30 protein-coding genes and 1 tRNA gene are annotated in these 24,346 nt (G+C 59.4%); 10 read left to right on the forward strand and 21 right to left on the reverse strand.

Going from position 1 to position 24,346, the window contains the following annotated elements:
- Positions 1 to 17: 17 nt before the first annotated feature.
- Complete coding sequence (locus EGH25_RS10965) at positions 18 to 296, reverse strand: acylphosphatase (protein WP_266088517.1); 279 nt, start codon at positions 294 to 296, stop codon at positions 18 to 20.
- Positions 297 to 353: 57 nt separating this feature from the next.
- Between EGH25_RS10965 and EGH25_RS10970 the strand changes: the two genes are divergently transcribed.
- From EGH25_RS10970 to EGH25_RS10980, 3 genes are read left to right on the forward strand one after another with little or no spacing between them, the layout of a single operon-like run.
- The gene (locus tag EGH25_RS10970) at positions 354 to 1,301 is read left to right on the forward strand and encodes an NOG1 family protein (RefSeq protein ID WP_266088518.1); all 948 of its coding nucleotides are present in this window, start codon (positions 354 to 356) and stop codon (positions 1,299 to 1,301) included.
- A gap of 34 nt (positions 1,302 to 1,335) precedes the next feature.
- Positions 1,336 to 4,521 (forward strand): carbamoyl-phosphate synthase large subunit, encoded by a 3,186-nt coding sequence (gene carB / locus EGH25_RS10975; RefSeq protein ID WP_266088519.1) that lies wholly within the window; start codon positions 1,336 to 1,338, stop codon positions 4,519 to 4,521.
- Positions 4,522 to 4,570: 49 nt separating this feature from the next.
- Positions 4,571 to 7,363, forward strand: a complete 2,793-nt coding sequence (locus EGH25_RS10980; RefSeq protein WP_266088520.1) for a UPF0182 family membrane protein — start codon at positions 4,571 to 4,573, stop codon at positions 7,361 to 7,363.
- 86 nt (positions 7,364 to 7,449) lie between these two features.
- On the opposite strand, the gene EGH25_RS10985 is transcribed toward EGH25_RS10980, so the two are convergent.
- From EGH25_RS10985 to EGH25_RS11005, 5 genes are read right to left on the reverse strand one after another with little or no spacing between them, the layout of a single operon-like run.
- On the reverse strand, positions 7,450 to 8,877 hold the full coding sequence (locus tag EGH25_RS10985) for an RtcB family protein (RefSeq protein ID WP_266088521.1): 1,428 nt from the start codon (positions 8,875 to 8,877) through the stop codon (positions 7,450 to 7,452).
- Between the two features lie 42 nt (positions 8,878 to 8,919).
- Positions 8,920 to 9,327: an archease gene (locus EGH25_RS10990; RefSeq protein ID WP_266088522.1), complete on the reverse strand. Its 408-nt coding sequence runs from the start codon at positions 9,325 to 9,327 to the stop codon at positions 8,920 to 8,922.
- Complete coding sequence (aroD, locus tag EGH25_RS10995) at positions 9,324 to 9,992, reverse strand: type I 3-dehydroquinate dehydratase (protein ID WP_266088523.1); 669 nt, start codon at positions 9,990 to 9,992, stop codon at positions 9,324 to 9,326. The genes EGH25_RS10990 and aroD overlap by 4 nt, the downstream gene beginning before the upstream one ends.
- On the reverse strand, positions 9,989 to 11,143 hold the full coding sequence (locus tag EGH25_RS11000) for a 3-dehydroquinate synthase II (protein ID WP_266088524.1): 1,155 nt from the start codon (positions 11,141 to 11,143) through the stop codon (positions 9,989 to 9,991). Before EGH25_RS11000 ends, aroD begins: the two co-directional genes overlap by 4 nt.
- Positions 11,140 to 11,928: a 2-amino-3,7-dideoxy-D-threo-hept-6-ulosonate synthase gene (locus EGH25_RS11005; protein WP_266088526.1), complete on the reverse strand. Its 789-nt coding sequence runs from the start codon at positions 11,926 to 11,928 to the stop codon at positions 11,140 to 11,142. Before EGH25_RS11005 ends, EGH25_RS11000 begins: the two co-directional genes overlap by 4 nt.
- Positions 11,929 to 12,027: 99 nt before the next feature.
- On the opposite strand from EGH25_RS11005, the gene EGH25_RS11010 reads away from it, so the two are divergent.
- Positions 12,028 to 12,456, forward strand: coding sequence for an NYN domain-containing protein (locus tag EGH25_RS11010; RefSeq protein WP_266088528.1), 429 nt, complete (start codon positions 12,028 to 12,030; stop codon positions 12,454 to 12,456).
- A 2-nt stretch (positions 12,457 to 12,458) separates the two neighbouring features.
- Here the strand turns inward: EGH25_RS11010 and EGH25_RS11015 are convergent, their stop codons facing one another.
- The 3 genes from EGH25_RS11015 to EGH25_RS11025 all read right to left on the reverse strand — a co-directional run bounded on the left by EGH25_RS11015 (position 12,459) and on the right by EGH25_RS11025 (position 14,228).
- A complete protein-coding gene (locus EGH25_RS11015) occupies positions 12,459 to 12,632 on the reverse strand; it encodes a hypothetical protein (protein ID WP_266088530.1) in 174 nt (57 codons plus the stop codon).
- A gap of 100 nt (positions 12,633 to 12,732) precedes the next feature.
- Positions 12,733 to 13,773, reverse strand: a complete 1,041-nt coding sequence (locus tag EGH25_RS11020; RefSeq protein WP_266088532.1) for an mRNA surveillance protein pelota — start codon at positions 13,771 to 13,773, stop codon at positions 12,733 to 12,735.
- Entirely contained in the window at positions 13,770 to 14,228 is a 459-nt protein-coding gene (locus EGH25_RS11025; RefSeq protein ID WP_266088534.1) for an FKBP-type peptidyl-prolyl cis-trans isomerase, read from the reverse strand. The genes EGH25_RS11020 and EGH25_RS11025 overlap by 4 nt, the downstream gene beginning before the upstream one ends.
- Positions 14,229 to 14,320: 92 nt before the next feature.
- Between EGH25_RS11025 and EGH25_RS11030 the strand changes: the two genes are divergently transcribed.
- Positions 14,321 to 14,409 (forward strand) — tRNA-Ser (locus tag EGH25_RS11030).
- 172 nt (positions 14,410 to 14,581) lie between these two features.
- On the opposite strand, the gene EGH25_RS11035 is transcribed toward EGH25_RS11030, so the two are convergent.
- Together EGH25_RS11035 and EGH25_RS11040 are read right to left on the reverse strand one after the other, a co-directional pair.
- Positions 14,582 to 15,031: a hypothetical protein gene (locus EGH25_RS11035; protein WP_266088536.1), complete on the reverse strand. Its 450-nt coding sequence runs from the start codon at positions 15,029 to 15,031 to the stop codon at positions 14,582 to 14,584.
- A 127-nt stretch (positions 15,032 to 15,158) separates the two neighbouring features.
- Positions 15,159 to 15,782, reverse strand: a complete 624-nt coding sequence (locus tag EGH25_RS11040; RefSeq protein ID WP_266088538.1) for a hypothetical protein — start codon at positions 15,780 to 15,782, stop codon at positions 15,159 to 15,161.
- A 172-nt stretch (positions 15,783 to 15,954) separates the two neighbouring features.
- On the opposite strand from EGH25_RS11040, the gene EGH25_RS11045 reads away from it, so the two are divergent.
- From EGH25_RS11045 to EGH25_RS11055, 3 genes are read left to right on the forward strand one after another with little or no spacing between them, the layout of a single operon-like run.
- Positions 15,955 to 16,191, forward strand: a complete 237-nt coding sequence (locus tag EGH25_RS11045) for a helix-turn-helix domain-containing protein (protein WP_266088540.1) — start codon at positions 15,955 to 15,957, stop codon at positions 16,189 to 16,191.
- Positions 16,188 to 16,448 (forward strand): type II toxin-antitoxin system HicB family antitoxin, encoded by a 261-nt coding sequence (locus EGH25_RS11050; RefSeq protein ID WP_266088542.1) that lies wholly within the window; start codon positions 16,188 to 16,190, stop codon positions 16,446 to 16,448. The genes EGH25_RS11045 and EGH25_RS11050 overlap by 4 nt, the downstream gene beginning before the upstream one ends.
- A gap of 7 nt (positions 16,449 to 16,455) precedes the next feature.
- Positions 16,456 to 16,710: a type II toxin-antitoxin system HicA family toxin gene (locus tag EGH25_RS11055; protein ID WP_266088544.1), complete on the forward strand. Its 255-nt coding sequence runs from the start codon at positions 16,456 to 16,458 to the stop codon at positions 16,708 to 16,710.
- A 91-nt stretch (positions 16,711 to 16,801) separates the two neighbouring features.
- Here EGH25_RS11055 and EGH25_RS11060 read toward each other — a convergent pair whose 3' ends face one another.
- From EGH25_RS11060 to EGH25_RS11080, 5 genes are all read right to left on the reverse strand, one after another.
- Positions 16,802 to 17,014 (reverse strand): hypothetical protein, encoded by a 213-nt coding sequence (locus EGH25_RS11060; RefSeq protein WP_266088546.1) that lies wholly within the window; start codon positions 17,012 to 17,014, stop codon positions 16,802 to 16,804.
- On the reverse strand, positions 17,011 to 17,220 hold the full coding sequence (locus EGH25_RS11065; RefSeq protein WP_266088548.1) for a hypothetical protein: 210 nt from the start codon (positions 17,218 to 17,220) through the stop codon (positions 17,011 to 17,013). Before EGH25_RS11065 ends, EGH25_RS11060 begins: the two co-directional genes overlap by 4 nt.
- The gene (locus EGH25_RS11070; RefSeq protein WP_266088550.1) at positions 17,213 to 17,359 is read right to left on the reverse strand and encodes a hypothetical protein; all 147 of its coding nucleotides are present in this window, start codon (positions 17,357 to 17,359) and stop codon (positions 17,213 to 17,215) included. Before EGH25_RS11070 ends, EGH25_RS11065 begins: the two co-directional genes overlap by 8 nt.
- A 103-nt stretch (positions 17,360 to 17,462) precedes the next feature.
- Positions 17,463 to 17,768, reverse strand: a complete 306-nt coding sequence (locus EGH25_RS11075) for a DUF8136 domain-containing protein (RefSeq protein WP_266088552.1) — start codon at positions 17,766 to 17,768, stop codon at positions 17,463 to 17,465.
- A gap of 382 nt (positions 17,769 to 18,150) precedes the next feature.
- The gene (locus EGH25_RS11080; RefSeq protein WP_266088554.1) at positions 18,151 to 20,352 is read right to left on the reverse strand and encodes a hypothetical protein; all 2,202 of its coding nucleotides are present in this window, start codon (positions 20,350 to 20,352) and stop codon (positions 18,151 to 18,153) included.
- On the opposite strand from EGH25_RS11080, the gene EGH25_RS11085 reads away from it, so the two are divergent.
- Entirely contained in the window at positions 20,353 to 20,712 is a 360-nt protein-coding gene (locus EGH25_RS11085; protein ID WP_266088556.1) for a hypothetical protein, read from the forward strand.
- A 116-nt stretch (positions 20,713 to 20,828) separates the two neighbouring features.
- On the opposite strand, the gene EGH25_RS11090 is transcribed toward EGH25_RS11085, so the two are convergent.
- From EGH25_RS11090 to EGH25_RS12335, 5 genes are all read right to left on the reverse strand, one after another.
- On the reverse strand, positions 20,829 to 22,373 hold the full coding sequence (locus EGH25_RS11090) for a hypothetical protein (RefSeq protein WP_266088558.1): 1,545 nt from the start codon (positions 22,371 to 22,373) through the stop codon (positions 20,829 to 20,831).
- The gene (locus tag EGH25_RS11095; RefSeq protein WP_266088560.1) at positions 22,370 to 22,576 is read right to left on the reverse strand and encodes a hypothetical protein; all 207 of its coding nucleotides are present in this window, start codon (positions 22,574 to 22,576) and stop codon (positions 22,370 to 22,372) included. Before EGH25_RS11095 ends, EGH25_RS11090 begins: the two co-directional genes overlap by 4 nt.
- Complete coding sequence (locus EGH25_RS11100; protein ID WP_266088562.1) at positions 22,573 to 22,980, reverse strand: hypothetical protein; 408 nt, start codon at positions 22,978 to 22,980, stop codon at positions 22,573 to 22,575. Before EGH25_RS11100 ends, EGH25_RS11095 begins: the two co-directional genes overlap by 4 nt.
- Positions 22,981 to 23,113: 133 nt before the next feature.
- Positions 23,114 to 23,278: a hypothetical protein gene (locus EGH25_RS11105; RefSeq protein ID WP_266088564.1), complete on the reverse strand. Its 165-nt coding sequence runs from the start codon at positions 23,276 to 23,278 to the stop codon at positions 23,114 to 23,116.
- The gene (locus tag EGH25_RS12335; RefSeq protein WP_420841105.1) at positions 23,271 to 23,399 is read right to left on the reverse strand and encodes an AbrB/MazE/SpoVT family DNA-binding domain-containing protein; all 129 of its coding nucleotides are present in this window, start codon (positions 23,397 to 23,399) and stop codon (positions 23,271 to 23,273) included. Before EGH25_RS12335 ends, EGH25_RS11105 begins: the two co-directional genes overlap by 8 nt.
- 67 nt (positions 23,400 to 23,466) lie before the next feature.
- On the opposite strand from EGH25_RS12335, the gene EGH25_RS11110 reads away from it, so the two are divergent.
- Positions 23,467 to 24,345: a hypothetical protein gene (locus tag EGH25_RS11110; RefSeq protein WP_266088566.1), complete on the forward strand. Its 879-nt coding sequence runs from the start codon at positions 23,467 to 23,469 to the stop codon at positions 24,343 to 24,345.
- Position 24,346 lies beyond the last annotated feature (1 nt).

Here is a 24,346-nt window from a genome sequence, read left to right on the forward strand (position 1 = left end):
TCAAGCTTTTCCCGCGCTCAGTAACGTATCTCAAAGCCGTCGAACTCACCCGTCGCCTCCCCTCGCTCCACCTCTACATCGTCAACACGCGCCGCCGAACTCCCCCCGTGACACCACTCTACCATCTCCTGCACCGCTTCCTCGTCTCCCTCGAAGACAGCCTCCACACGTCCGTCGTCGAGGTTCTTCACCCATCCCGTCACGCCTCTTTCGCGTGCCTCGTCGCGTGTGGTCGCGCGGTAGTAGACGCCCTGTACCTTCCCCGAAACGTGGACATGTGCTCTCGCTCGCTCCATATCCGAAACCCGTCTGCGTAACTGAAACGTTTTACGCCGTCGCCCGCTACGCCGTCCATGACCACACCGTTCGAACGTATACCGCCCGTACCCGACGCCGAGGAGGTTCTCGACGCCGCGTTTGCGAAGGCGTCGCGCGTCTCGGAGACGAACAGCGGCGTCGACTCACAGCGCGGTATGACCGCCAAGGCATCGAACCGCGTCGGTTCGCGTCTCGGTGCCGTCGTCGAGGGGTTCCCGTCGTTCGACCGTCTCGACGGCTTCTACATCGCCGTCGCCTCCGCCGCGGTCGATATAGACGAGGTACGTCAGGCGCTTTCGAGCGTCGACTGGGCTGTCGAACAGGTCGGACGTATCGCCGACGAGGCTCAGAGCGAGATGGCGAACGCGTCGTCGTCCGAAGCAATCGAGGTTCGTAAACGCGCCTTCGCACGTATCTCGTCGGTCGTTGAGGACGTTTCCGACGACCTCCAGACACTCCGCGACGCGCGCCAGCGCCTCGTCGACGTACCCGAGGTGCGCGACCTACCCACCGCCGTACTCGCAGGTGCGCCGAACGTCGGCAAGTCGACCCTCCTCGACGCCCTGACGCGCGCTAACCCCGATATCAACGAGTACGCGTTCACGACCAAAGGCGTCGGTATGGGGCATATCGAGGACGGCTACAGGACGTATCAGGTCGTCGACACGCCCGGCTTGCTTGACCGTCCCGCCGAGGAGCGGAACGAGATGGAGCAACAAGCGGTTGAGGCGCTCGAACATCTCGCCGACCTCGTCGTCTTCGTCGTCGACCCGTCGGAGACGTGCGGCTACACGGTCGGTGAACAGACCGCCCTACTCGACGAGATCCGGTCACTCGACGCCCCCGTTCTCGTCGTCTCCAACAAGACCGACCTCGGTGAGACGTACGACGACGCCGACGTTACGGTTACTGCGACGGAGGACGCCGAAGGGCTACGTGACGCCGTCGTCGACGAACTCGCCCACGACCGTCAGAAACCGTGAGCCTATTATCCCCCGCCTGACAAAGACGGACAAGATGCCAACGCGCGATGACCTCGACAAGGTTCTTCTCATCGGTTCCGGACCAATCGTAATAGGACAGGCGGCTGAGTTTGACTACTCGGGTTCGCAAGCCTGCCGTGCGATACGCGAGGAAGGTATAGAGGTCGTCCTCGTAAACTCCAACCCGGCGACCATAATGACCGACCCCGAAATCGCCGACGAGGTCTACCTCGAACCCCTCGAAACCGAGTACGTCGAGGAGATAATCAAGAAGGAGGAGCCGGACGGTCTTATCTCAAGCCTCGGCGGTCAGACGGGTCTGAACGTCTCGGCTCAGCTCGCTGAACAGGGTATACTCGACGAGTACAACGTCGAGCTACTCGGTACGGAGCTTGAGACCATACACAAGTCGGAGGATCGCGAGCAGTTCGCGCGTTTCCTCGACGATATAGGCGAGGACACGGCGCGTTCGATGACCATCGAGAGCGTCGAACAGGTCGACGAGGCGGTTGAGAAGTTCGGTCTCCCGGTCATCATGCGAACGACGTACACTCTCGGAGGAAGCGGAAGCGGCGTCGTACGTACGCGCGACGAACTCGAACGCCGTGTCGAACGCGGTATCGAGCTTTCTATGACGAACGAGGTCACGGTCGACGAGTCGATAGAGGGCTGGAAGGAGTTCGAGTACGAGGTCATACGTGACAAGAACGACACGTGCATCACCATCTGTAACATGGAGAATATCGACAAGATGGGGATTCACACCGGAGAGTCGACCGTCGTCACGCCGTCTCAGACTATATCCGACGACGTTCACCAACGTATGCGGTCGACGGGGATACGCGTCATACGCGCGCTCGGAATCGTCGGCGGATGTAACATACAGTTGGCGTACAACGACGAGACGGACGAGATAAAGGTCGTCGAGGTCAACCCGCGCGTCTCGCGTTCGTCGGCGCTTGCATCGAAGGCGACGGGCTACCCGATTGCGCGTGTGACGGCAAAGATAATCGCGGGGAAGACGCTTGACGAGGTTGAGAACGACATCACCAAGGAGACGCCCGCGGCTTTCGAACCCACGATCGACTACGTCGTCACCAAGATACCGCGTTGGCCCTTCGACAAGTTCCCCGACGTCGACCGTACCATAGGGAGCGCGATGAAGTCGACGGGCGAGGTGATGAGCATAGGGCGGACGTTCGAGGAGTCGCTAAAGAAGGCTCTGCGGTCGCTCGATATAGTCGAACCTGAGTTCGGCTCCGACGAGGAGGTGCGGCGTTACCTCGAAACGCCTACGGACATACGTATGTTCGCGTGTATCGAGGCGTTCCGCCGCGACTTCGAGGTCGATGAGGTCGCCGAACTCACCGACTTCGACGACTGGTACGTTGCGCGTATGAAGAAGATAGCCGAGATGGAGGCGGAACTCGCCGACGGTCTTACGGAGGAGAACGTCCGCGACGCCAAACGTCTCGGCTTCACCGACGAGGAGATAGCCGACCACGCAGACGTGTCCCGCGCCGATGTTGAGGAGCTGAGGGACGATGCGACGTACAAGATGGTCGACACGTGCGCCGCCGAGTTCGAGGCGGAGACGCCCTACTACTACTCGTCTTGGGAGTCGGTCAACGAGGTCAAACAGACCGAAGGCGACAAGGTACTCATAGTCGGGGCGGGACCTATACGTATCGGTCAGGGCGTCGAGTTCGACTACTGTACCGTACACGCCGTGCAGGCGTTGAAGGAGGCGGGGTACGAGGCTCAGATAGTCAACAACAACCCCGAAACCGTCTCGACTGACTACGACACATCCGACAAGCTGTTCTTCGACCCTCTGACGCTCGAAGACGTTACCAACATCGTCGAGACGGAAGGTATCGACGACGTGATGACACAGTTCGGCGGACAGACGAGCGTCAACCTCGCTGTTCCTCTCGCCGAGGAGTTCGAACGTAAGGACACCGATGCGCAGGTTGTCGGCACCGACCCCGACTCTATGGATCTCGCCGAGGACCGCGATAGGTTCAACGAACTCATGGACGAGATGGGTGTCCAACAGCCCGACGGAGGTACGGCGGAGAGCGAGGAAGAGGCGCTCGAACTCGCCGAGGAGATCGGCTACCCCGTCCTCGTCCGTCCTTCGTACGTCCTCGGCGGACGCGCGATGGAGGTCGTCTGGGACGAACTCGAACTACGCGAGTACACACAGGAAGCCGTACGCGTCTCGCCCGACCATCCGATACTTATAGACAACTTCCTCGCCGATGCAGTCGAACTCGACGTTGACGCCGTCTCGGACGGCGAGAACGTACTCATCGGCGGTATCATGGAGCATATAGAGGCGGCGGGCGTCCATTCGGGCGACTCGGCGTGCGTCCTACCGCCCCAGAACATCGAGGACGAGGTTCTCGACACCGCACGCGACTACGTCCGGCGTATCGCACGCGCACTCGACGTGAAAGGACTCCTGAACGTCCAGATGGCTGTACAGGACGGCGAGGTCTACGTCCTCGAAGCCAACCCGCGTTCGTCACGCACCATACCGTTCGTATCGAAGGCTGTCGGCGTACCGCTCGCAAAGGTCGCCGCCGAAGCGATGATGGGGCGCTCCATCAAGGAGATGCCTTACGAGAGCGAGCCCTACGGCGACCATGTAGCCGTCAAGGAGGTTGTCCTGCCTTTCGACCGTCTCGAAGACGTATCGCCGACGCTCTCACCCGAAATGAAGTCTACGGGCGAGGTCATGGGCGTCGACTACGGCTTCGGACGCGCCTACTACAAGGCAGAGCTAGCCGCGGGCAACGAACTACCCGAGGACGGCACCGTCTTCGTAAGCGTACGCGACAAGGACAAGGGGGACGTCGTGCCCGTCGCGCGTGGCTTCGCCGAGATGGGGTACGAACTCGTGGCGACCGAAGGGACGCAGAGGTACCTCGCAGAGAACGGCGTCGATGCGGAGTTCGTTGAGAAGGTACACGAGGCTTCGCCCAACGTCGTAGACCTGATGAAACGCGACGAGGTCGACCTTATCATAAACACGCCCGACGAGAAACGCGCACGCGAGGACGGCGCTGACATACGCAGGGAGGCGGTCGACCGCGACGTGCCTTACATAACGACGTTACGCGCCGCCGAGGCGGCTGTCGACGCACTCGGATCCGCGCGCGACGAGGAGATTACGGTCAAGTCGATAAACGCGCATATACGCGACGCCGAATGACGAGGTAGGGAACGGATACCCTTATCCGTCGCCCGTACCTACTTTTCGTATGTCGAGAAGGCAGAACGCCGCCGTCGTAGCCGCTTTCGTAGGACTCGTCGCACTGTACGTCGCGACGAACGCGCCCAGCCTGTACGCCGACTACCTCTGGTTCGTCTCCGTCGGCTACGAAGCCGTCTTCCTCAAGGTCTTCGCGTACCAAGCCGTCGTCTTCGTCGTCTTCGGTCTCGTATCCTTCGTCGCACTGTACGCGTCGCTACGCGTAGCGGTACGTAACGTACGTAAACATACACCGTCGTACTCAGCTTCGGCGTGGTACACGGTCGGCGTGGTCGTCACCTCGGTCGCGCTCGGCGCGGCGTACTCCGACGTGTGGGAAACCTTTCTTCTGTACGTCAACGCGGAGCCGTTCGGCACCGCAGACCCGTACTTCGGACGCCCTATCGCCTTCTACGTCTTCTCACTGCCCGCGTACGAGGCTATCGTCAGCTTCCTTCTCCTACTCGTAACCGTCTCCTTGCTGATCGCCGTCGCCGTCTACGCCTACGAGTTCGGTCTTGAGGAGTACGAGGACGCCATAGGTATCGACGAACTCGACGCTTCACGTATAGAGTTCGACCCTGAGGCGTTCGCGCGTCGCGTCTCTGCGTACGCGTACGGACATCTCACGGTCGGTGCAGGCGCGTTGCTCATCGTACTCTCGCTCAACTTCTACCTCTCGCGTCTCCGTCTAGTCTACTCCGAAAGCGGTGCTGTCTTCGGTGTCGGCGCTACGGAGGCGTCTGTCACGTCGCCCGTTCTTCTCGTTCTCGCAGTCGTCGCCTTCTTAGGAGGTGTCGCCGTTATCGCCAACGCGCACGTCCGTCTCCGTGACAGCCGTATCGTCTACGCCGCCGTTGGGGGTATCGTACTGGTCGGTATACTGGGCACCGCGGGCGGTTTCCTACACCAGAGCTACGTCGTCGAACCCGACGAGTTCAATCAGGAGGAGCCTTATCTGGACAACGAGATAGAGTTTACGCGTTCAGGGTTCGCGCTCAACCGTATCAACGAGCGTAGCTTCAACGTCTCCGAGAACCTCACGCGCGAGCAGATAGAAAACAACCCCGGTACGATCGACAACCTACGTCTCTGGGACAAACGTCCGTTGATGCAGACGTACAACGAGCAGAACAACCTGCGTACCTACTACCACTTCAACGACATCAAGACAGACCGTTACACCTTCGACGGAGACCTCAGGCAGGTCTACATATCGACACGTGAGATAGAGTTCGACGCACTCCCCGAAGGCTCGCAGTCGTGGGTCAATCAGCATCTCGTCTACACACACGGCATGGGTTTCGTGATGTCGCCCGTCAGCGAGGTGGGTGATGAAGGCTTCCCCGAGTACTACGTCGACCAGATACCTCCGCGTGCGGAGGTCGATCTTGAGATAGACCAGCCGCGTATCTACTACGGCGAGACGACCGACAGCTACAACATCGTTGGTTCGGGGACGCGCGAACTAGACTACCCACGGCGCGGTGAGAACGCCTACTACGACTACACGGGCGACGGAGGTATACCGCTCTCGTCGACGTTCAGAAAGATAGCCTACTCGCTCCGTTTCGGAGAGTTCCAGATATACTTCTCCAACTCGGTGACGGACGACTCGAAGATACAGATGAACCGCGATCTTGACACGCGTGTCAACGAGGTCGCGCCGTTCCTCGAATACGACGAAGATCCCTACCCTGTCGTCGTGAACGGACGGGTCAAATGGATATACGACGCGTACACGACGACCGACCGTTACCCCTACTCCGCACGGTACCCGTTCAACGGTGAACAGATAAACTACCTGCGTAACTCCGTAAAGGTCGTCGTTGACGCATACTCGGGCGAGACGACGTTCTACGTAACCGAGGACGACGACCCTATCATCAACGCCTACCGCAAGGTCTTCCCGTCGATGTTCGAGGACTTCGACGAGATATCGCCCGAACTCCGCGACCACGTACGTTACCCGCAGGACGTCTTTGAGACACAGGCACGCGTCAACCTCGTCTATCACATGCAGAACGAACAGGCGTTCTACAACCGTGAGGACGAATGGCGTATACCCAACGAGGAGGTTAGCGGCGAAACCGTACCCGTCGAACCGTACTACATCGTCATGAAGCTCCCGAACGAGGAGGAACCCGAGTTCATGCAGATACTGCCTTTCATACCTGAGGCGCGACAGAACCTCATCGGATGGATGGCGGCGCGATCCGACCGTCCGAACTACGGTGAGATAGAGTCGTTCCTTCTGTCCCAGCAGGATCTCGTGTTCGGACCCCAACAGGTCGAGTCACGTATAGACCAGAACACCGAGATCTCGCAGAGCATCACGCTCTGGTCGCAGGCGGGTTCGAGCGTCGACCGCGGCAACCTTCTCGCCGTACCTCTCGACGACACCATACTGTACGTCGAACCCCTGTTCCTCGAAGCACAGAACGAGGGCGCGTTACCCCAGCTACAGCGCGTCATAGTGGCGCACAACGACCGCGTGACGATGCAACGTACGCTCGACGCCTCACTCTCCGCACTGTTCGGTGAGGCGGTCGCACCGCCCGCGGTACCCGGCGTGACTCAGCCCTCTACGGAGCGTATACAGCGCCTCCGCGAACTCTACGACGGCGCGGACTCGGCGCTCCGTGACGGGAACTTCACCGAGTACGCGGAGAACATAGAGGAGATCGGCACCGTGCTCGACGACCTCAACACGACGGGGACGAACGGCACCGTCGCGGTTCCCGACGCGCCTTCAGCGCCTTCAGCGCCCATCGACACGCCGGATGCGGACGAACTTGAGTAGCTAATCCGTCCCGATTACTGTCCGCGCGACCTTCTAATCTATCGCTGATTAGGAGAGCGGGAGCGGTATAACACCGCTCGTCCACGTTATCCTTTGATGTTCGCAATCGGGCGCGTCCGTGCCACCTTCTCACCTATACCGAGTTCGTCGGAGACACGTATCACCTCGTCTATATCCTTGTAGACGCCGGGAGCCTCCTCCGCGATCGTCGCCCCCGACTCCGCCTTTACGTAGACATCCTCGTCGCGTAGCTCGTCCTGTACGTCGCCGCCCCAGAAGTCCTGCTTCGCCTGCGTCCGTGACATGAGCCTCCCCGCACCGTGTGCCGTCGAGCCAAAAGACCGTTCGAGCGAACGTTCGCCGCCCTTGAGGACGTACGAACCCGCGCCCATGCTTCCCGGAATGAGGACGGGCTGTCCGATGTTGGCGTAGACATCGGGAACCTCGTCGCGTCCTGCGGGAAATGCGCGTGTAGCGCCCTTGCGGTGAACGAGAAGCTCGCGTTCCTCGCCGTCGACCGTATGCGTCTCCTTCTTTGCGATGTTGTGGCAGACGTCGTACACGAGGCTTGTCTCGACACCGCCGAAGACGCGGTCGAGCGTATGCCGAACAGCCTGAGTCATCGCCTGTCTGTTCGCCCAAGCGAAGTTCGCCGAGGCGTACATCGCGTCGCGGTAGTCCTGCGCAATCTCGTCGGCGATGGGGGCGTGGACGAGTTCGCGGTCGACGAGTTCGTCCGTACGGTCGGGGTACGTCTTCTCGAAACGGCGCAGGTACTCCGTACAGGTCTGGTGACCGAGACCGCGCGAACCCGAATGTATCATGACAACGACGCCGTTCTCGTGTAGACCGTAGGCTTCTGAGGCGTCCTTATCGAAGACATCCGCGACGCGCTGGACTTCGAGGAAATGGTTGCCCGAACCGAGCGAACCGACCTGATTCACGCCGCGGTCGAGCGCCTCCGACGGAACCTTCGACGGGTCGCCGGGGAGGCGTCCGTTCTCCTCACACCGGCGGAGGTCTTCGTCGCGCGCGTGTCCGTTCTCGACCATCCATTCGATGCCGCCTTCGAGTATACCGCGTAGGTCGTCCTTGTCGATTTCGAGGTAGCCGCCCTTTCCGAGTCCGCACGGTACGGCGCCGTAGAGGGCGTTTACGAGTGTCTCCTCCTTCCCGCGTATGTCGTCGTAGTCGAGACTTGTTTGCAGTAATCTGACGCCGCAATTTATGTCGTAGCCGATCCCTCCGGGGGATATGATACCGTCCTCGGCGTCGAAAGCCGCGACGCCGCCTATAGGGAATCCGTACCCCTGATGCCCGTCAGGTAGGACGATAGAGTGGTTGACGATACCGGGCATCGTTGCGACGTTGCGCACCTGTTCAAGCGTCTTGTCCTGACGTATCTCGTCGAGAAGATCCTCCGAGGCGTAGACACGCGCCGGAGCGTTCATCTCGCCGTCCTGAGGTATCTCGTAGATGTTCTCGTCTACTCGTCTGAGGTCAAAGTCGGTCATACCGGGTGTCATAAGGAACGACGCCGGAAATAGCTTTCTGGCTTAGATGTCGAGGACGGCTTCCACCGTCCAGCTTCCGTCGTCCGTCTCGACTACCATCTCGTTGTAGGTCGGCGCTTTGATGTCGAGAAGACCACCGCGTACGGGCGCGACGCTCAGGGTCGCCTCGACGCGCGGCGGTTCGGCGGTGGATTCGACCTCGGCGTCCACGACGGCGACGCCTTCGACATCCTGAACGTAGATCAGGCGCGCGAGGTAGTCGAAAAGGAGCGCTTCTACGTCCTCACCGGGCGTCTCGACCTCGACGCGTACCTCGTCGGTCGGTTCGAGTCCGTCCGCGCCTACTACTTCGGCGAAACCGCGTGTCGCGTACTCCAGAGCCTCGGCGAGCGTCGCACCTGTCGCACGGAGCTTTGCGTCCGCCGTATGTCCAAGAACCTCGTAGCTCATGCTTCGAAACGTTCCATGTGCTCAACCACCTCCCGTACGGAAAGCTGTCCCGGCGCGGTTCCGTCGCCGAAGCTCGCGTACGTGAGACACGATCCGTAGAGGGGCGCTACGAAACGCGTGTAGGAGCCGAGAGCGCCCATCGAGATGGCGCAGAACGGTGCGCCCCCGTTGTCGCGGGCTTCGAGAGTGAGGCGCAGGAGATCGAGAACGTCGCCCTCGTCGTCCGGCATGACGGCTATCTTAGCAACGTCGCCGACGTTCCACGCATCTTCGAGAGCCGTGTACATCTCGTCTACCGACGGCGTGCGGTCGAAGTCGTGGTGCGACGCGATAACCGTGGCGTCATTTTTGTCCGCCGCGTCGACCGTACGGTCGATCGACCCGGAGGGCGACGAAACGTCGATATCGACCGCCTCGGCGTGTTCCGTCGCGCGTACGAGCGCACCGACGCGCTCCTCCTCCGTCTGAACATCGTTCGGGCGGTTGGTGACGATGACGGGGAGAGCGTCGCACGCCTTCACGTCGTCAAGGGCGTCGGCGTCGTCGTACATGTCGATACGTACCTCGACGGCGTCCGCGCCCTGTTCGCGCGCCTCGCTCGCCTTACGCGGCGCATCTTCCGAGACGGCGGCGACGGTACGGGGGGACGAAACGTCGAGCGTCATTTCTCCACGACGCTCTCCTCTACCTTGGTGCCGAAGTGTCTCCCTCCTTCCTCGACGTACAGACGTACCTCGTCGCCCTCTTCGAGTTCTGTGACTGAGACGGTGCCGTCGGGCGTCACAAGACGTATCGTCTCCGCGTTCTGGAGGAGCGTTCTGTACCTCTCGCCTTCGTACTCCGCCTCGACGAGGAACATAGGGCGTTTCTCTATCTTCGACCGTCCGACGAGCGCCTCACGCGTCTCGCCGTCCTCGTTGACGACCAGAACCTCGTCGCCCGCCTCTAACTCGCTCAGGTACTTTGTCCCGCCGCCGGGTACGCGTATGTAGGCGTGTACGGCACCCGCGTTGACACGGAACGGACGCGAGGCGACGTAAGGCGACTCCGCGACCTCGGCATGTACCAGAAACAGACCGCTCGACATGGAGCCGACGAGCATACCCTCGCCGTGCTCCATCAACGTCGCCGTGTCGACACAGACACGGTCGCCCATCTCCGTCGGTTCGACGGCGGTCACCGTCGCATCGACGAGTTCGAGTTCCTCGGACTCGAACCTGTCGCGTTCACGTACCGTCTCCTTGATCTCTCCGGGGTCGTCCGTATCGAGAAGAACGCCGTCCGCGCCCGTCTCCATCGTCTCGAACGCCGTCTTCGCCTCCTCCGCCGAACCCACCCCTGCGACTATACGCGCATCTTCGTCCTGCAGATCGGCGATGAGGTTTTCGAGCGGTATTATCCTCCAGTCCTCACCGACAACGACGACGTAGTCGGCGTACCCGCCCGCCTCTGCGGCGAGACGTTCGTATCCCTTGCCGTCTATCTCGACGTAGCTACCCGTCTCGTTATCCTCTATACGCCGTACGGTCGTGAGGTCGCTCGAACCGCTCATGTCGGGCGGGAACTCCACCGTTCCGTCGCCCTCACCACCCTTACCGACGACAGCGACGTCGGGCTTCCCGTCGCCACCGCCCGTACCGCCGACGTCGTTCTCCGAAACGAAAGCCGCGACGCCTACCTCGCCGAGTTCGCGTACCTTGCCGACCTCGTCGCCGTCTACGAGGACGTAGTCGACGCCGCTCTCGATCGCCGCGGTTATAAGCGGAAGACGGTCTTCCCAGTCCCCCTCGTCCGCCTTGTACCAGACCTCCTTCATCGATCCACCTCTGTCAGCGCCTCGTCGACGGACGCACCGTCGTGTACGACGCGCGAGACGGCGCGTGTCATAGCCTCGACGTCGTCATGCTGGAAGACGTTGCGTCCCATGGCGATACCGCGCGCGCCAACGTCCATCGCGTCACGTATGTCGCGCAGAACCTCGCGTTCGGTCTCCGCCTTGGGTCCGCCCGCGATAACGACGGGGACGGGTGATCCGTCTATAACGCGTTCGTACCCGTCGGGGTCGCCCGTGTACGATGTCTTGACTACATCAGCGCCGAGTTCCGCACCGAGACGCGTCGCGTGTGCGACGTTCTCCGCGGTGGGTTCGATATCGGGACCGCGGACGTACGTCATCGCAACGAGGGGCATACCGTACTCGTCGCAGTCGTCGGCGACCTTACCGAGATCCTGTAGCTGGTGAGGCTCGGTTTCGCTACCGACGTTGATATGTACGGAGACGGCGTCGGCACCCAGACGGACGGCGCGTTTGACATCGCCCACCATCACCTTGTTGTTGGGGTCGGGTCCAACCGAGGTAGCGGCGTTAAGATGCACAACGAGACCCACGTCCTCCTGTACATTGCCGAACGAGTGCTCTACAACACCTTTGTGTACGAGAACCGAGTCGCCGCCCCCGCGCGCTATGGCGTCTATAGTCTCGTGTACGTCGTTCAGTCCCTCGACGGGACCGATCGTCACGCCGTGATCCATAGGGACGGTGACGAAGTTCCCCGATTCGTCGTCGCGTATCCTTCCAAGCCGTAGTTCCTTTCCGGTCATCGTCTTGTCAACGTCTATCACGCTACGTATATTTTACCGTACCGGTGCGTCGTCGTCGTTATCCGACGAGTTTATGCACAGAGACGGTCAACCCGGCGTATGCGCGTACTCGACCGCCTCAGAGGCGACCGTGATGGACGCGTCGCCCTCCTCGTAGACGGTCCCAACCTCCTACGTGACGAGTTTGAGGTCGACTTCGAGGATCTGCGCGCGGTCGCGGAGCCTGACGTCGCCCGTGTCTACCTTGACCACCGCGCGCCCTCGGCGCTCATAGAGGCTGTCGAGACGAACGGTATGGAGGCGGTCGTAACTTCAGGGGATGTCGACGTCCGTCTCGCGGTCGACGCGACGGCGTACACTCTCGAAGGCTTCGACATAGTTCTCGCCACGCGCGACGCCGACTTCAAGCCCGCCCTCGCCCGCGCGAACGAAGAAGGCGCACGAACCACTGTGGTTGGTGTTTCGGAAAGCTTCTCCTCCGCGCTCGAATCGGTCGCGGACGAGGTCGTACTCCTCGACAAGAGATAGGCTTACGCGTTTACTACGTCGGAAGACCGCTTCGAAACCATCGGAACGAAAGGCGCTTCGGTGGCGAAGGCGTCCTGCTCCTCCTTCCTCTCGTCGTCGCCAAACTCGGGCGACTCAACGACGGCGTGTCTACGTCGCGCGTCCGGAACGACCGGCGCTTGGTGGTCTTCTATCATGTTCTATTATACACAAGAACGGTACTCTACTTAAGCTTTTCTCATTATTCTTCATGTTAAATACGTAAACGTGCGACGAAGAAAACTGAACATACGCTTACTAATCCAGTCGGTACCGCAGGAGTGCGGCGACACCGCCGAGATGGTTGACGCGTTGACCCGGCTCAAACTCCGACGACAGAACGGTTACATCGCCGCCTTTCTGCTCCGCGCCCTCGATAAGCGGGTCTATCTCACCACGGTGTTCGCGCAGGAACTCGTCGACAACGAGGAGATGGTCGACAGCGCCGTACTCGACGGCGTCGCGCACGTTTTCGAGACCGTACGCTACAGCGCCTTCCTCGCCGACGCGTTCCATGAGTTCGTCTACGAGACGCGCCTCCTTGCTCACGCGTGCTTCCTCGGCGACGCGTTCGACAGCGCCGCGTTTGAGTACCTCGTGTACACCGCGTCCGCCTACGCCCGCCGTGTCCTCGACCGTGATACCCTCGGCGAGTTCGGGGGCGTTCTCCTGTATATGGTCGTAAGCGTCGCGTTTGGTGAAACCGGGTCCGGCGAGTACAACAGCGTCGGCGTCGACGTTTTCGAGTACGGCGGTTAGTTCGTCGAAAAGCTCCTCGCGCGGAGCTGCGTCGTCGCCCTTTCCCGTCGTTCCTGTGACCGTCGCGCGCTCCTCGACGCCGTGCGCCTCGACGGTGTGGACGTGCGCCTCGCCCTCCTCGACCGTTGCGACCGCAACCTCGTTCTCGTCCGCCTCCTCCGCCTCCTCTAACCGTTCCAACTGGTCGGACTTCCACGTCTTGGTGACCGTAATCTCGTCGTTCGTCTCGACGTTCACCGTGTGGTGGTTTCCGATCTCCGTCTCGCGGTCGCAGGAGCGGATGACGCCCGATACGCGGAGCCGGTTTGCGAAACGCGCGAACTCGACGTCGCCTACTTCGAGATCGACGGACAACGTCTCGCGTTCGCCGCCCGTCGAACGCGTCATACCGTCGTTGCGTTCGACGCGCCGTTGCGTGAGCGCGGATACTGTGTCGCCCTCCTCAACGACGTACCTGAGATGCCAGAGGTCGTCGAGCGTCTCAGGAACGAGCGTCACGCTCCCGTAGCCGTCCTCTATGTCGCGTTCTCGTACGTTCACGCCACCTCGACGACCTCGATTTCGAAGACAAGCGTCTCGCCCGCAAGTTCGTGGTTGAAGTCGACGGTGACCGAGTCGTCCTCCACCTCAACGATATCCCCGTGCGCCTCCTCCGTATGTATATGCATACCTACCTCAGGTTCTTCACCGAGCGACTCGCCGAACTCTTCACGGTCGTACTCGACGACGTTCTCCTCCGAACGTTCGCCGTATCCCTTCTCAGGCGGCACCGTGATCTCCTTCTCCTCACCTTCCTCCATGCCGACGACAGCCTCGTCGAAGCCGCGGACGACCTCGCCCGCACCGACCTCGAACTCCAGCGGTTCGTACTCGCGGTTCGGATGCGCAATCTCCGCCTCGACAGCCACGTCCTCACGCGAACTGTCGAAGACGTCGCCGTCCTCGTGCCTACCTACGTACTCCACACTGACCGTATTCCCTTCGTTTACTGCCATGGAGGAGACGCGCGCCGACGCCGCAAAAGTCCGGCGATGCCCTTCGGCGTGTTGCGTAACGCATATGCGTCCGTCCCCCGTCTATCCGTCAGGGTGAGGTGGCAGAGTCTGGCCTATTGCGCCGGCCTTGAAAGCCGGTGGGGTGTCACAGCCCCCAGGGGTTCAAATCCTCTCCTCACCGAACATAAAAAGGTTCAACGTAGTTTGGCGTTTCGAGTATATAAATCAGCGTTCTGAGTAGTAGTAACGACGCCGTCAGAAATCAGTCTTTCGGCGTCGTCCGCGCGCCGGTGCGCCGTGGTAGTAGCTAGCTACCTCAACGAGTCGCACGCCTACCGAAGACAAACACGGAGTTACTCAAGAATTCGGCTGTCTTCATCGACTTCTTTGAATATATGATTACGAGAGTTGTGATATGGATCTCTTGCTACGAATTTGTGTCTTCCTCCTACTACGGTTAATGCTAATTTACCTACGTTACGACCGTCGATAACTTCCTCTTCAGTGTATCTGTCATCGGGCGTTGGATTTTCCCCCTCCGGATCAGGGAAATACGTCGCTGTACCTTGATCTGTAGTGTCATCAGCTTCCAGAACTATGACCTCATCTATGTACTCAGGATACTTAAAAGCGAAACTGTAACTCGGAGTCGCAGCAGTTGCGTAAACATACTCTTCGAAATAATATATACGATCTACCGAGTCATTATCGTACCATTTTTTGATTAGTTCATCCCGCCGGTCTTTGATATTTTCGTCTTCGTTGTCAATTATTTTAGCATTAACCGTTGTCCATACTCCCATATTTTTACACCGTTCCTGTTAACTAATCCACGCTATATTATATACCTTTGCCATCATTGTATCTGAATCATTTGTGGAAAGATAAAAAGTGACCCCCCTCCGTCTCAAACCTAAGCTTTGTGAACGTCTACATCTCAAAGTTGATCTCCCTCATGTAGCACTCAAAACAAGGTAACTTATCGGGAAGTTCAGCACAATCCCCACACGCGTCGCCATTCGTCTCGGTCAGTACCCTGGAGTCGTCACCGGCTTCTACCACACCGTCACGAGAACGCGGCGCGTTCTCGTTGGCTCGTGAATCTTCCGATTCACGAACGTCGTCCGTGGCTTCAATCACACCGCCGTCCGGCGTGGCGACGTGTATCTCATCGGTGTCGACGAACGCGTATACTGAGCGTAGCTCAGTCTGCTCGTCAATCTCCGATTGACGAACGCCGAAGTTGGGTTTGACGTCGGCGGCTTCGAGAGCTTCGGCAGGGACGGCGTCACGACCGAGCGCGAACCGTGCGCATCGTGCGTGTTTGCAGAGTTCGTCGCCTTCGAGGTTGTATGAGGCGTCCGGACACTCACACGCGCCGGAACGGAGGTCTACGACGTACTCCTCCGGTGACGCCGAAACGACGAGCACGAGGTCGTCAGCACCCTTGACGCGTCCGTGCTCTGGTAGTACGGTAAGGTACTCTTCGAGCGCGCGAACTGTGCGTGGTTCGGCTTCCGATACGTTCTTTTCGCTGGTTTCCTTAGTTGTCATGTCTCTGTCACCCAGAGACACAGGTTCGGTGCTACAACACCGGACCTTTCCTACTGAACCGACCGGAAAGGTCACCCTGCGTCTCTACCCTATTCTATGTAGCGTAGGATAATAAGTATTTCCCTTTGTTCTAAAGCAAAGGATTAAGTCGGAAGACACCATATCGGCATATATGGGACGTGGAGAGATACACGGACGAGAAAAGACCGGAGAGATATCACAAAAATACTCCGACGAGGAGTATCTTGACGCCGTCCGTGAACACGAACCGGCGGGAACTTCGGAAGTAGCCGAAGCCGTGGGTGTCGAAAGGCAGTCCGCCGACTACCGCCTTCGGAAACTCGAAGAGAAGGACCGCGTAGAGAGCAAGATGGTAGGTAACTCACTCGTCTGGATGGTGAAACCATGAGCACTAAGCACGAAGTCCGCCGCAAGATAACGCTCACCGAGGACGAGGAGACCGGACTGTGGTCCGCCGTCGACGAGGAGGAAGGCGTAGCTTCGCAAGGTGAAACGCGCCACGAAGCTCTCGAAAACCTTGACAAGGCGGTCGCACTCTACAAGGGTGAGATAGGACGAGAGCCTACCGACGAGGAGCTTCGTGAGGTGGGCATAGAGCCGGAGGATAACGAGACCGGCGGTGAGCTACCTGACGTGTTGAACTGAGAGTTAGATGGTCACACGCGACTTCTCAGGCGACGACATAACGAAAGTACTCGTCAACGTCGGAAACTTCGAATGGATACGCACTACCGGTAGCCACATGATTCTCAGGTGGGAACCTCCGGAGGAACACGACGCCGAACCTCGTACCGTGAGCGTGCCGCGCCACGACCGCGTCAACACCGGCACGCTTCGGAACATAGCCGAACAAGCCGGTGCGCGCGACTTCGACGAGTTCTGTCGGTGGATTGACCGAAACAGGTAGCTCACGCGCGCGCGATCCGGTCAAAAAATACGACTGCGTCCCGTTCTCGTCCGTCTCGTCGGCGTTTCTCCGTGGTCAATCCGCGGATTGACTAAGGATACCGACCGAGAGAACGCCAACACGCGCCGCTACGACCGTCTGCTAAGGCGTCGGTACCTAACCGGAACAGTTCCGTCTCTTCGTCTACCACCTCACCGTCCTCGTCTACGTGTTCGTGGTTGATACGGACGGTTAGGGTGTCGTCCTCGTCCTTCGGTTCGAGCTTGTCCACGCGGCGTTCTACGTCACGCTTCGACGGCGTCATGTCGCTTCCTCCGGTTCATCGACCCACGCCGTGCGCCCTAACCTACCGGTCTTTGTGTCGCGGTAGATACGCCGATCCTCGTCGACGAGGTCGTACCTGTCCGGCTCCGAAAGCATCATAGCTACGCTCAGTTGGTTTAGCTCCTCGTCGTCACCTTCGAGGTCGTCTACGCGGTCGTGTAGGTCACGTTTCGACGGCTTAGTCACGCTCGTCACCTCCGATTATACACGCAGGTTCGGTGGCGTCGACGGTGTCGTAGATATACACCGCGCCGTCGTTGTTGTCTTCCTCGTCTGTGCCTTTGAGGTCGTCTATACGGTTCTCCACGTCGCGCGCCGTCGTCATGCTCCACCTCCGGCGTAAGCGGTACCGACGAGCACCGTGACCACGAACCACAGCGCGTCGGTTGAGGTGACGAGGTCGGCGAGCCGAAGACGTAGCGCGTGGTTCATACCCTAACCTCGTCGCGTTCCTGTTGCTCTTCGAGTTCGGATAGGCGTTCGTCAAGCTCCTCAAGGTCGGCGTCCTTCTTTATCTGTCTGTACTGACCGGCTGTGTACGCCAGCGTCCGTATCCATTTCTGCCGCACCTTCTCGTTTTCGGCGTCGTAGACACGTCCGCTCTTGACCTTCTTGTGTGCCTCACGCATACCGTCTTTGAGGAGCGACAGTACTTCGTCACGGCTTGGCGCGGCGTCCCCCTCCGTGGGGGCTTCTCCGTTTGTCGCTTCGTTGTCTCGTGGTTTGTCTGTCATGTTTGTCGGATTGGTTTCGGCTTGTTCGCGGTTAGTTGGTTGTCGGTGCTCCGGCGGCGTCGAAGGTAATCACACGACGGCGGCGGTTTACACCGCGCCTTCTGGTGGATTTTACACCGGTTTACACCCAGTTTACACCCTCCTTCCCCACGCCTTCTGGTGTATTTTACGGATTTTACACCAAACCTAAGGGGGATAGGAACCACACCGCGCGCACGCGCGACGGACGAGCGGCGTTCGTCTGTGTGTGTTCTAAGGAAGTATCTATCCCCCCACAGAATACCGTAAAATCCGTAAAATTCGCCCGACAACGCGGTGTTCAGGGGTGTAAAACCGGCGTAAAATCGGTGTAAACTACCACCGATGTGGCGTAAAGTCAGGTTCATGCTAACCTCAGTCCGTTGTTCCGAAGTATCACACCCTCAGTCAGTAGTGTCTCAACAGTCGCTTCGGCGTCCTCCTCGTCCACGCCGCGCTCTTCGACGCGCTCCACTAACTCGTCCTCACCGAAACCTTCGTCGTCGCGTAGCTCTTCTAAGACCACTAACTGAGGCGACTCAATTAGACGCTCGTTGTCTCCGGCGTCCTCCGGCGTCAACCAGCCGGTGCCGCGCGCCACCTCCTCAACCTCGGTTCTGTCGTCAATCTGAACTTGTAGCGCGTCGTCGTACGTGCCGACTGTCACACCTTCGAGGCGGTATGTTGTCTCAGGGTGGAGCGTCGGCGTCTCGTCGCCGTTGTCCCAAACGACGAAGTCAACGCGTCCGGTGGCGTCTTCGAGTGTGCCGACTTGCGCGACGTTGTCGCTTTCCATGTCGCGCTCGTCCCAGACTTCGACTGTGACGGTCGTTGTGTCACCCTCTTCGAGCGTGTTGAGGGGCACGTCGTGTTGCGGCGGTAGGTCGACGCCACCACCGAACATGGACGAGTCTATGTCTACGACCTCACCAGCCTCTTCGAGGTAGACGCCGACGGCGCGGTTAATTGGTGGTGTATTTTGACTGACGGTTTCGACGTAGCCATTATCAGCCGCGTCTTTCAGCCGGTTTCGGTATTCACTCACCTCGAAGAGTGACGTAGTGAGATCGTGGTCACGGTGGTACTGTCTCACCTTCGGATAGGCACGCGACAGGTTGAACCGGAGCACCTCACCGTCGCGTATCAGCGTGTAGTGTTCGTCCTCTTCGAGGTAGCCGTCCGCCGCCGCGTAGCCGACGAGTTCCACGAAGTCGTCAAGATGTGACCGACGCCGTCCTTCTCCTCCGGTCGCGTTCGTTGCGGCGTGGAGTAATGAGTCCTCCACCTCGTCGTCGACGGCGTCGGCGTCTATAGGCACCGAGACACCACGCTCTTCCGCGAAACACTGGTAGAGACGCATACCGAAGAGCGTCACCGCCAACGCCGTCCGTTCTGAACCGTCAAGTCCGCCGACGTTGTGGCGTTCAAGCACTTCCTTCACGTCCTCGTTTGCGCCGCGCCACAGCTCTTCGACGGTGTCGGCGTCCTGACCGAGTAGCCATGTGTAATACTCATAGGCGTGCGCACGCAGGTCTGACGGTTCAGGGTAGCACACCGCGCCGTCCTCTTCCTCGAAGCTCTCACCGACGAGTTGGGCGTAGGCGCGGCGCGTGTCAGTCCCCTCATCTGCGACGCCTGTCTGAAAGTGGACGAGCACCGAACGCCGACGAAGCGCGGCGTCCTGAAACTGTTGCTCACCAGAGACGACGACAGGCGACTTGATACGGTAGGTGTCTGTCGTCCTGTCGGCGTTTCCGCGTGAGTCCGTCGCGCCGCGTGTCGTCTTCCTACATAGGTCGTGGAACTTGTCGACGCGACGAGGGTTTACGTCCGCCGGACGGTACTCGTCGAACCAGACCGGCACGCCGCATGAAGACGAGAACGACGCTAACTGACTGAACGGTGACATGTCCATGTTGAGCGGTTCGTCACCCATGCCGAAGGCGCGCCACAGAACCGAGAGCGTCGACGTTTTACCGGCTCCGGTGTCCCCTGTGATGGACAGTAGGGGATATTCGCCGGTCCACTCTTCGAGGAACCGAGGTTCAAGCGGCGCGGCGTAGAACCACCCCAGAACCGTGAGGTACCTGTCCGTCGGTCGAATCTCCGGCAGTAGACGTAGTACCTCGTCCACGTCGTTCTTGTTCAGGTCGTCGTCCGGCGACAGGCTCCACTTGCGTTCTACGTCTACACCGCGCTCTACGTGTACCGTCTCCGGTTCGTCCATCCAGCCGTCCTCATTCAGCGTGCCGGACGGCGTCACGAACTCGTCGGCGTCCTCGTTCAGCCCCATTAGTTCGGTGCCTTCGAGTACTTCGGACTCTTGCGCCGCGACGAGTTCACGCAGGTCGGTTAGTGCCTTCTTGTGACCACGGAACCATGTGGAGAAGCCTGTCACAACCTCGTTCTCGAATCTGTCGCGGCTGTTGAAGGCGCGCGGCTCTACGTCCACCTGATACGGCTCACCGTCGCGCGGCACGACCGTGAGCTTGAACATCTTGGTGCCGTCGTCGGCGTGCTCTACACGCGCGTCAGTTTCGAGGGTGAAGTTGGTCACCTCGTCCACATGTACGTCGCCGTCGTCACCGTAACTGACGTAGCCGTAGCCACCGTCGGCTTTGACGAGGTCGACCGAGGACGGCGTACTGTCGTACTTCGAGGTTTCGGCGCGGTCTCGTCCGTGTTCTATCCCAGCCTCTTCGAGCGCGTCAAGAGCTTCGTTGTACGCTTTAGCGTCAGGGAATCCTTCGTAGCTTCCGCCGCCGTCGGCTTCTTTCTCCTCGAAGCCGTCGGCGTCTATCGTACCCAGCGCGACGGCACCCTTCCGGACCGCCCAAAGAGGCGTTTCGTCATAGGCTCCGTCGTCGCTCTTCGGCGTGCCCTCCTCCGGTACCCAGACAGGTATGTCGTAGCCTTCGGAGCGTAGACCGTCTACGGCACGCCACCAATCTTCTCCGACGAGGTCCTCGTCGGCGGTGTTGATTATCCCCTGACCGAGAGCATACGCCTTAGCCGGTCCTCCTCCACCGTTACAGGCGTTGTCTACGAACCTGTTTCCGGCAGCGTCAACGGCGCAAGACTCACCGGACTCTGACTTCCGCCACGAAGGGAAAACGTCGTTTCATGTGTTCGGTTCGACGTGTCCCATGCATCCGAAGCGTACCGCCGGATAACGTCGGCTACGTCTATGTCGTCGACGGCGTCCATCACATCCTGAACGTGAGGCGTCACTTCGGCGTTCTCGAAGTCAACCCCTCCGGCTTCTCGTTCGTCGCGGCGTTCGACGGCGCGTTTCTTGCGCTCTTCTCGTTCTCGTTCCTCTTCTCGTCGTTTGGACGCAAAGGCTTCGAGCCTGTCGCGCCACGCCGCGCCGTCGTAGTCCTCGAAGAGCGTACTGACGAGGTTCTCGGTATGTTCGTCGGACTGTGCCGGTGCCGTGAACTCGTCGCACCACTCTACCGTCTCGTCTATGAGAGTGTCGCCTACGGCATCGTGCGGCACGAAGTCGTAGGACACGTCCTCGGTGTCCAGAGGATGAACAACGCCGTCTATGCTCTTGTGGAGGCTCAGAGGAGCCTTGTACTGACGGTTCACGTTAACGAGAAGGTCCGCCTTGCACAGGCCGTCGGCTTCGGCTTCCTGTATCACTTCGTCGGCGCGTTCACCTATCCATTCGCGGACGCGTTTCGCAAACTCCTCGAATATCCAGCCGCGTTCCTCACCGTCGAAGGCGTCACCTATCGGTGCTGTGACACGCGGCGCACCGAAGACGTAGGCACCGCCGACGGAATCTAAGACGTAGACGTTGTCCTGTCCGACGAGCGCACCGAAGGCGTCAACGAAGCCACGGATAACGTCCTCGAAGGTGGCGCGCTTCTCCGGTGGTAGGGGACGCTCTTTATATTCGTCTTTGAGGTCCACATCCACAAAGAGCGTGAGAGCCTCCACGTCTTCGTAGTTCGGTAGAGGCGACTTGTCGCGCCACTCTGTGCCGTCCTCGGTCGAACGGCACGGTTCGGCGTCTCGAAGTACCTCCGGACTCTGGTAGTTAAGTACCGAGTAGTAGTGGCGATCTATCCGGCTCAGGAACTCGTCCGCGTCTTGGACGAGGTCGAACGGACGACCGCGCCGGTCATACCCCTCGTCTATCAGGGCGGTGTCGTTCTCAGGACTCTTGTTGTACCAGCCGTGGTGGTCGTGAACGCCCAGAGTGTGCGCGCCGTCCGACTCACCGAGAGCTTCGAGGACCGGCGTGAGTCGCGCGTAGTGTTCGGCTATATTGTCGTTTTCGTCGTCTTCTGAGGCGGAACACCGTGGGTGAGAGCCGTCAGAATCGGCTTCGACGCCGTCCTTTTCGGCGTCCTCGTCGGTGGCGTCCTCTTCGTCCGGCACGTCGACGAACCGCACACCGTCGTTCGTGCGTTCGAGCACGCCACGGTCCGCCGCGCGGTCCACAGCGTCGTCCGACACGTCCTCAAAGAGAGCACGCGCCGCGTTCAGCATCCTCTCTGGATTCTGTGGCTCTCTCGGTCGTCCCAGTTTGCGCCACAGCTTCGTCCAGTCCACCTCAGTAGCCGCGCGGCTCATTCAAGCACCTCCTTTAGTTCGAGTAACTCGTCCGGTGTCAGTAGCAACCGTTCGTTTCCGTCTTCGTCGGAGAAACCAAACCGCCCACCGTCGTCGGTAGGCACGCCGGTGAACTCTGCAAGCGTCCAGGTGTGGACAGCGTCTGCGTCACCTCGTCGTCGAACTTCCAGAACGAGGTCGTCGGTGTCGTCGGCACGGCTCACGTCGACGCACCCCCTTCGCGGTGTCGTCGGCGTGCGAGTTTGAGCATAGACGCGTACTCGTCGGCGTCCATGCGGCGCACGTCCTCGTTCGGTAGCACCTTCACCGCCACTTCGTCGTCGTTCTCCGGAGATTTCCACACGACGACCGCCGGAACACCGAGACGCGCCGACAGGTTTTCAAGCACATCTTGTTTGTGTGACCATACGGCGTAGTCGTCCGTACCGGCGTCTTCAAGAGTACCGCGTCGGATATGGATAACCTCACCGACGAGGTAGACGCCGTCGGCGTCGTAGTAGCACAGGTCGACGTCCATCATGCGTGCCGTCTCTGGTAGGTTCTCTCTGTGCCAGTCGCTGAACGCCTGCGACGGTTCTTCGACGAGCTTCGGACGAGCGGACGCCATCACGCGCACCTCCTCGGACGAGCGCGGCGCGAAAGTCTTATATCCGTATGTGAACTATATACGCCGTCAAGACGGTTCGCCGCCGTCGCCGCCGTGTCCTGGGCGCGCCTTGTCCACGCGTCCGCCTGTTCCTTCATACCTCAGCCACCTCCACGTCGTCACCGCCGATTATCTCACGCAGGTCGTCCTCTCGATCCTGTCGTTTGAGAAGTCGCACCGTCGCTAAGGCGCGGACGAACTTTCCGCTTCCGTGGCGCGCGACGAGTTCGAGTTGTTCGTTAGTCGGTTCGTCAGTCATTTTTGCTAATTGGACGGACATCAATCTCTACGAGGTCGCCGTGCTCTACTCCAAGCTCGTCACGCACGTGCGACGGAACGACAACTCTTCCGTTCGTATTGACGCGTACAGTTGAGCGCATGTACGGTTCACCATAGCGTGGGGAACTCTACCAAGTCTTTTATAGGGGTACTTCCTAATATGAGGAAATGACGCGTTCACCCCTTCAAAACAGCGAGAGGGAATACCTCAAGTCAAAAAAGTGCTTCCCAGATGTGGTAAAAATAAACGGCGAAGAACGACTTGAGGGGAAGATTACGGAATGTAGCGTAGACGAAGCTAAAGCGAAGTATCGGATACACAACGAAGTCGGTCAAAATCTGCCTGAGATTATCCGGCAGTTCCGCACAGATTTGATGGCTATTAATATGTTCTACATGGACGTCAAACAGGACGGATGGTACGAATACGAGAGTATCACGTTGCCACGAGCGAAAGACGAGATGGAACGCCTACGTGACCATCTTGATATACTGATAGAATACGCTGAACGTGACATGATGGCTAAAAGACGTGAAGAGGTAAGAAAGTCTATATTACTGTTATACGACGGTCTTGAATACCTGAACAGATTGCATGATGGCGACGAAGAATACAGGGGGTTTGAAAGAGTGGAGGGTGAGCTACAAAAATCCAAACGGCTTGAGGATGAACAAGAAGAGTACACCGAAAGGAAACAGGCGGTCATAAAGTTGCTGTCCGACGAAGGACTCTTGGAGATATTCGAATGGGTATCGGAGAACGAGAAGGCGAACGTACCCGACAGGACAAAGTCAAACTCTAAGGAGACGTGGACACAGTCCATCGGAAAATATCTAAAGAGCGGTGAATACGGACACGGTCTTGTCGCAGAAAGCGGCTGGGGTTACGAACTGACCGAACGAGGGCGTGCTGTAAGGGACTGTTGGGAAGAATTAAAACAGGCGTCTATCGTAGAAGAGAAATTAGAGACACTCGGTGATACGCGTAGGGAAGTCGCGTGGCGTCTACTGAACAGGTACTTTGACGCCGAAGATAGGTGGGATTAGC

The sequence above is a fragment of the Halorutilus salinus genome, from assembly GCF_026242195.1.
Lineage (GTDB): Archaea > Halobacteriota > Halobacteria > Halobacteriales > Halorutilaceae > Halorutilus > Halorutilus salinus.

Excerpts from the sequence above, each read along its gene's own strand:
- EGH25_RS10965 (WP_266088517.1), bottom strand. The coding sequence starts at position 296 with ATGGAGCGAGCGAGAGCACATGTCCACGTTTCGGGGAAGGTACAGGGC.
- EGH25_RS10970 (WP_266088518.1), top strand. The coding sequence starts at position 354 with ATGACCACACCGTTCGAACGTATACCGCCCGTACCCGACGCCGAGGAG.
- carB (WP_266088519.1), top strand. The coding sequence starts at position 1,336 with ATGCCAACGCGCGATGACCTCGACAAGGTTCTTCTCATCGGTTCCGGA.
- EGH25_RS10980 (WP_266088520.1), top strand. The coding sequence starts at position 4,571 with ATGTCGAGAAGGCAGAACGCCGCCGTCGTAGCCGCTTTCGTAGGACTC.
- EGH25_RS10985 (WP_266088521.1), bottom strand. The coding sequence starts at position 8,877 with ATGACCGACTTTGACCTCAGACGAGTAGACGAGAACATCTACGAGATA.
- EGH25_RS10990 (WP_266088522.1), bottom strand. The coding sequence starts at position 9,327 with ATGAGCTACGAGGTTCTTGGACATACGGCGGACGCAAAGCTCCGTGCG.
- aroD (WP_266088523.1), bottom strand. The coding sequence starts at position 9,992 with ATGACGCTCGACGTTTCGTCCCCCCGTACCGTCGCCGCCGTCTCGGAA.
- EGH25_RS11000 (WP_266088524.1), bottom strand. The coding sequence starts at position 11,143 with ATGAAGGAGGTCTGGTACAAGGCGGACGAGGGGGACTGGGAAGACCGT.
- EGH25_RS11005 (WP_266088526.1), bottom strand. The coding sequence starts at position 11,928 with ATGACCGGAAAGGAACTACGGCTTGGAAGGATACGCGACGACGAATCG.
- EGH25_RS11010 (WP_266088528.1), top strand. The coding sequence starts at position 12,028 with ATGCGCGTACTCGACCGCCTCAGAGGCGACCGTGATGGACGCGTCGCC.
- EGH25_RS11015 (WP_266088530.1), bottom strand. The coding sequence starts at position 12,632 with ATGATAGAAGACCACCAAGCGCCGGTCGTTCCGGACGCGCGACGTAGA.
- EGH25_RS11025 (WP_266088534.1), bottom strand. The coding sequence starts at position 14,228 with ATGGCAGTAAACGAAGGGAATACGGTCAGTGTGGAGTACGTAGGTAGG.
- EGH25_RS11035 (WP_266088536.1), bottom strand. The coding sequence starts at position 15,031 with ATGGGAGTATGGACAACGGTTAATGCTAAAATAATTGACAACGAAGAC.
- EGH25_RS11040 (WP_266088538.1), bottom strand. The coding sequence starts at position 15,782 with ATGACAACTAAGGAAACCAGCGAAAAGAACGTATCGGAAGCCGAACCA.
- EGH25_RS11045 (WP_266088540.1), top strand. The coding sequence starts at position 15,955 with ATGGGACGTGGAGAGATACACGGACGAGAAAAGACCGGAGAGATATCA.
- EGH25_RS11050 (WP_266088542.1), top strand. The coding sequence starts at position 16,188 with ATGAGCACTAAGCACGAAGTCCGCCGCAAGATAACGCTCACCGAGGAC.
- EGH25_RS11055 (WP_266088544.1), top strand. The coding sequence starts at position 16,456 with ATGGTCACACGCGACTTCTCAGGCGACGACATAACGAAAGTACTCGTC.
- EGH25_RS11060 (WP_266088546.1), bottom strand. The coding sequence starts at position 17,014 with ATGACGCCGTCGAAGCGTGACGTAGAACGCCGCGTGGACAAGCTCGAA.
- EGH25_RS11070 (WP_266088550.1), bottom strand. The coding sequence starts at position 17,359 with ATGACGACGGCGCGCGACGTGGAGAACCGTATAGACGACCTCAAAGGC.
- EGH25_RS11075 (WP_266088552.1), bottom strand. The coding sequence starts at position 17,768 with ATGACAGACAAACCACGAGACAACGAAGCGACAAACGGAGAAGCCCCC.
- EGH25_RS11085 (WP_266088556.1), top strand. The coding sequence starts at position 20,353 with ATGTACGTCGCCGTCGTCACCGTAACTGACGTAGCCGTAGCCACCGTC.
- EGH25_RS11090 (WP_266088558.1), bottom strand. The coding sequence starts at position 22,373 with ATGAGCCGCGCGGCTACTGAGGTGGACTGGACGAAGCTGTGGCGCAAA.
- EGH25_RS11100 (WP_266088562.1), bottom strand. The coding sequence starts at position 22,980 with ATGGCGTCCGCTCGTCCGAAGCTCGTCGAAGAACCGTCGCAGGCGTTC.
- EGH25_RS11105 (WP_266088564.1), bottom strand. The coding sequence starts at position 23,278 with ATGACTGACGAACCGACTAACGAACAACTCGAACTCGTCGCGCGCCAC.
- EGH25_RS12335 (WP_420841105.1), bottom strand. The coding sequence starts at position 23,399 with ATGCGCTCAACTGTACGCGTCAATACGAACGGAAGAGTTGTCGTTCCG.
- EGH25_RS11110 (WP_266088566.1), top strand. The coding sequence starts at position 23,467 with ATGACGCGTTCACCCCTTCAAAACAGCGAGAGGGAATACCTCAAGTCA.